The sequence below is a fragment of the Rhodoblastus sp. genome (genome assembly GCF_041915505.1).
Classification (GTDB): domain Bacteria; phylum Pseudomonadota; class Alphaproteobacteria; order Rhizobiales; family Beijerinckiaceae; genus Rhodoblastus.
The window spans coordinates 1-4,860 of record NZ_JAYSBG010000270.1; the positions used below are offsets into that span (position 1 = coordinate 1).

The 4,860-nt window shown below is 62.5% G+C and carries 2 protein-coding genes and 1 pseudogene; all 3 read right to left on the minus strand.

Going from position 1 to position 4,860, the window contains the following annotated elements; all coding sequences use genetic code 11:
- Positions 1–418, minus strand: a pseudogene (locus ACE3S9_RS14825) (hypothetical protein); the annotation flags it as partial.
- A gap of 172 nt (positions 419–590) precedes the next feature.
- Positions 591–2,033, minus strand: a complete 1,443-nt coding sequence (locus tag ACE3S9_RS14830) for a DUF1254 domain-containing protein (RefSeq protein ID WP_374547253.1) — start codon at positions 2,031–2,033, stop codon at positions 591–593.
- A 304-nt stretch (positions 2,034–2,337) separates the two neighbouring features.
- Positions 2,338–4,824 (minus strand): arylsulfatase, encoded by a 2,487-nt coding sequence (locus tag ACE3S9_RS14835; protein ID WP_374547254.1) that lies wholly within the window; start codon positions 4,822–4,824, stop codon positions 2,338–2,340.
- Positions 4,825–4,860 lie beyond the last annotated feature (36 nt).

Sequence of the window (4,860 nt, forward strand, 5' to 3'; positions counted from 1 at the left end):
CGCCTGCGAAGCCAGTCAGGATCGTTTCGTCGAGGCGCATATGGGCGGTGACGCCGCCGAATGGGCCAGCGGCGTGTTTGAAGCTCGCGCCTGCCGATACGGCGGTCCAGTACAGATCGACGCCGAGCAGGAACGTATCGTTTTGCGCCGTGACCGTCAGCGGAACCACGCCGTTGAGATGTCGGAGCAGCGTGAAAAAGCCGACATCGACCGAAGCAATCGGCAGATTGCGTATGCCGATATTGGTGATGAGACCCGGGGCCCAACCATTGATGGTCGCTTCGAAGCGCCAGCGAGGCGGTTCCGGGACAGGCGCGGGGGCTTCCTTCAGCGAGGGCAGATCGGCTGCGACGACCGGCGCCGGGGACATGGCGCTCAGGGCCAGCAGGCCCACGCCGCCGAGAATAATCTTCCGCACGCCCTGATCTCCCAAGTTTAAGGTCATTTTTTCATTCGCTCATTTATCGCAAAAGACGCGCTGGCCTGAAATCTTTACCTGACGGCGGCGTTTCTCAATTCGCGCCGCCGTTGCATATTTGAGACAATAAAGGCTCCGATCAAAACGCCGCGCGTCAAGCGTTCCGGGTCGATCAGGACGTCTTTTTCACCGCCGGCGGCTTCCATTCGCCCTTGCCGGGCGGCAGGATCGACGGCTGCGCCGTCTTCGGCCAGTAAAGCCGCATCACCAGATAAATCGGGCCTGCCGGGGCCGGCAGCCAATTCGGCTCCTTGTCGGCTCCCGGCGAGGCGTTCTGGATATAGATCGTCAGCGAACCGTCGGCGTTGCGCTTCATGCTCGGCAGCATCGGCGAATTGACCAGGTAGCGGTCGATGGGATTTTTGATCAGCAATTGGGTCTTGCCGTCATACATGGTCACCGACCAGAAGGCGTTGACCGGCGGCAGGCTGTCGGCGGCGAAGGTCAGTTCGTAATTATGGGCGGAACCGTCGAGCGGTTCGCCGGCGCCGTCGTGGTGGGTGAGGGGATACATCGCCTCTTCGGCATCATTGGCGTAGATGCCGGCCTTGGCCACGACCGAGCGCTTGAGCCAGTCGCCGTTGTAGAAGGCGGAATCGCCGCCGGCCGAGGCGACGCGCCAGAAATTGATGTTCGAGCCAAAGCCGGCGAGCGCCTCGTCGACCTTGCGGGCGCCCTGCTGCATGCCGCGCGCGACTTCGAGTTTCTGTTCGAGGGTCAGCGCGTCGAACTGGAAGCTCTTGCCCGGCCCGACGCCGATCTGCGCCATTTTGGCGCGGATGTCGGCCTCATTGGCGGCGGGCGGGATGAATTGCAGCATGAAATCGAGATATTCGAAGAAATTGCCCTTGACCAAGTCCTTGTCGATCTTGGGGAAGTCGATCGGCGGAGCGGCCGGCGGGGCGGGCTGGCCGAGAAAGGCGGAGAGCGGACGGACCTTGTAGCCTTCCTGCACCTTGATGACGTTGGGCATGTCGTCGGCGTTGAAAAGCTGGGTGCGATAGATCGCGCCGGCGAGCGTGCTTCCGGCGACGAAAATCTTCTTGATCCCCTTCGGCGTCTCGCCCTTCCACTCCGGTCCGACGACGAGATAATCGCCGGCTTCGCTGCCGGTCGTGCGCGAGCCGATATAGCCGAAATTATAGGTGCTGGAATCGAACAGTTGCACCGAATAATAGCGCTTGGGGGCGACGGCCGGAACCGAGAGGACCAATGGCTCCGCGCGCAGGTCCATGAACAGAAGCGAATAGGGCGTGTCGCTGTTCGGCGTGATGACCGCCGTGTCCTTGTAGGTGAAGACCTCGTGGGAATTGGCGATCTCGTTGAATGGCGCCTTGAACTGGCTGGAGCCGCGGTCGATCGCCATCTGGTACATGACGCCGTAATTCATCACGATCGGCAGGCCGAAGATGAAGGCCTCGTCAGCGATGTCCTTGCCGGCGAAAAAGCCGGGTTTGGCGTCCTCGGCGAAGGCGCGGCGGGCGAAGGGCGCGCCCGCGGCGGCGAGCAGCGACGAGGTCGCGGCGGATTTGAGAAGATCGCGTTTGGTCAGCATGAGTGAGCCTGCCCTATGAAGCGCCGTCTTTGGGACGGGAAAAAGCCAACGACGCAAATGCCTGCCGCCTGCGCCGGGATCTGTTTGGAATCATAAATCTGTCTGGGAACCATAAACCGGAACGAGAGGGCGCGCCTGGTTTCCTTCGTCGGCGCCGACGGCTTGCGAGAGGCCGATCGGCGACCTCGCCGGCGCCGACGAAGGAAGCGTGCGGCCCGGCCTTGTCAGCCGAGCCTGAAACGGGCGCGTCGCCCCGACCCGGCGACGTTCAGGCGCCGCCGGGTTGAGACAACAGGCCGAGATTTCATTTGGCGTCCTGGGCCGCCTGCATGCCTTCGAGCAGCTTCTTCTTGTCATCCTCGGTCAGGACGGGGGGCTCGACGGTGATATTCAGCTTGTCGATCTTGCCGGTGAAGGCGAAGGGAATCTGGTAATCGGAATCGTCGACCGGCGTGCCGGTCGCCGAGCCGATGTCGAAGGTTTCATCGACCGGCAGCGTCAAGGGAATGGTGCGGTCCAACTTCTGCGTCGCGACGATCTTTCCGTCGACGCTCAGCGTCCCGGAGCCGGGTCGCCCAAGGCCGCTGATGTTGTTGAAGGCCAGGGTGGCGAAGCCGAGACCGTCATATTTGAAGTCGTAGACGATTGTGTGCTTGCCGGGGGCGAGCGCGTCGGGGCCCTGCCATTTCACCCGTTTCAGGTCGAGCAGGTTCCAGGTGAAAGTCGGCTTGCCCTTGAGGAAGTAAAGGCCGTAGCCGCCGAACCGGCCGCCCTGCTTGACCACGACGCCGTCGGCTTCCTTCGGGACGTCGACCTCGGCGGTGATCGTGTAGGAGGTGTTGAGCAGGTTCGGCGCCGCCGATGTCGGCAGGCCGGTCATCGGCAAGCCGCCATAATTGAACACCCTGCGTCCGGCCGTGAGATTCGGACGTGGCGCGACCAGCCGGGTCGCCACCGAAGCGTCGAGCGGCAGAACCTGATATCTGGCGAATTCGCCAAACATCTGATCGGTCATTTCCTTGACCTTCTGCGGATTTTGCGCGGCGACGTCGGTGTTTTGCGTCCAGTCGTGGCGGACGTCGTAAAGTTCGAAGGTGAACGCCGTCGCCGGGTCCTGAATCGCCGTTCCGAACAGCTCCCACGGCGGGCGCTTCGGCACGGCGCTGAGCATCCAGCCGTCGTTATAGAGGCCCTGTACGCCCATCATTTCGAAATATTGCGTCTTGTGGGGCGTGGGAGCATTCGCCTGGTCGAAGGAATAGACCATGCTGACGCCTTCGATCGGCTTCTGGGCGATGCCGTCGACCATGTTCGGCGCCGGAATGCCCGTCGCCTCCAGAATGGTCGGGACGACGTCGATCACATGATGGAACTGGTCACGAACGCCGCCCTTGTCCTTGATTCGGTCGGGCCAGGACACGACGACGCCATTGCGCGTGCCGCCGAAGAAGGACGGAATCTGCTTGGTCCATTTGAAGGGCGTGTCGAAGGCCCAGGCCCACGGCACGGCATAGTGATTATAAGTCTGGTCGGTGCCCCAGACGTCATACCACTTCATCTGTTCCTTCACCGGCAAGGTCACGCCGTTGAAGGCCATCATTTCGCTCGGCGTGCCGTTCGGCGAACCTTCTGCCGAGGCGCCGTTGTCGCCATTGATATAGATGATCAGCGTGTTGTCGAGTTTGCCGAGATCCTTGACCGCCTGGATCACGCGGCCGATCTCGTGATCGGTATAAGCGAGATAGGCGGCATAGACGTCGGCCTGACGGATGAAGAGTTTCCTTTCCTCGTCCGTGAGTTCGTCCCAGTTCTTGAGAAGATCGTGCGGCCAGGGCGTCAGCTTGGCGTCCTGCGGAATAACGCCGAGTTTTTTCTGATTGGCGAAGATCGTGTCGCGCAGCTTGTTCCAGCCGTCGTCGAACAGATGCATCGCGCTGACCTTCTCGACCCATTCCGGCGTCGGATGATGCGGCGCATGGGTTGCGCCCGGCGCGTAATAGAGCAGGAAGGGCATCGACGGATCGATGTCGTTGAGCTGGTTGACCCAATGGATGGCGTCGTCCGCCATCGCTGTAATCAGGTTCCAGGTCGGATGGCCGATATAGGGATAGATGGCCGTGGTGTCGTTAAACAGATTGGGCTGCCACTGGCTCGAATCGCCGCCGACGAAACCATAGAAATGCTGGAAGCCCATGCCAGTCGGCCATTGGTCGAACGGCCCGGCCTGGCTCGCCGCGAAGGTCGGCACATTGTGATCCTTGCCGTACCAGGACGTGCGATAGCCGTTTTCGAGCAGGATGCGGCCGATGGTGGCGCTGTCCTTGCCGATGATCGAATTGTAGCCGGGGAAGCCCGTGGATTGCTCCGAAATCACGCCGAAACCGACCGAATGATGGTTGCGGCCGGTGATCAGCGCCGCGCGGGTCGGTGAACAGAGCGAGGTCGTGTGAAAATTGGTGTAGCGCAGGCCCGCCGCGGCGACCTTGTCGAGCTCCGGCGTCGGGATGACGCCGCCGAAGGTCGAGGGAGCGCCGAAGCCCTCGTCGTCGATCAGGATCAGCAGGATGTTCGGGGCGTCCTTGGGCGGGACGACGCGCGCGGGCCAAAACGGTTTGGACTGGGCGGCGTTGAGCTGGATATCGCCGCCGAATTTCTGCGGGAAGGGCGGCAAGACATGGCCGTCGATGGTGGTCGTGGCGTCGGGCGCGCCGGGGGGCGGCGCGGCGGGCGTCGCCGCCGTTGCCGTTTTCGCAGAAGCCGGCGCCGTCGCGTCGGCGGCGATCTGGTTCACGGCCTTGCCGAGCGGCGCGCCCTGCTGCGCCTGCGC